General features: G+C 68.5%; 1 protein-coding gene. It reads left to right on the top strand.

The annotated features are described in order from the left end of the window. On the top strand, window positions 1-352 hold a 352-nt coding region (locus AB4Y92_RS26875; protein ID WP_441822393.1), incomplete at both ends, for a hypothetical protein.

The following is a 352-nucleotide window of genomic DNA, read 5'->3' as shown; positions in this document are numbered from 1 at the left end:
GCCGCAGGCTGGTCGGCCCCCTGCATGGGCTCACGGCGGACGTGGCGTTCCCGGAGGCGGGCAAATCGGAGCGCCGGATCGAGGGCAAGCTGCTGGCCGGTGACATCCCGGTCGCGCTCAAGGGCAGTGTCGGCACCACCGGGAAGGACGACCACAATATCTGGATGCTGGAAGGAAATAAGGGCGCAGTCCGGCTCTGCGATTGGTCGATCGCCGAACGCCGCCTCCCCGATGGCAGCTGGGAGCGCGCCGCCGACGCATTGTCGCAGGCGGATGCACGTCCTGTCGCGCTCAGGCGCCAGCTAGAGGGTGTCGTCCGTCTCACACAGGGCGAGCCGCATCATCTCGCGAC

This window comes from Lysobacter sp. TAB13, assembly GCF_052113885.1.
In the GTDB taxonomy this organism is placed as follows: Bacteria; Pseudomonadota; Gammaproteobacteria; order Xanthomonadales; family Xanthomonadaceae; genus Lysobacter; species Lysobacter gummosus.
The sequence above is the reverse complement of the archived record's forward strand: the minus strand, read 5'-3'. Positions and strand labels throughout refer to the sequence as shown.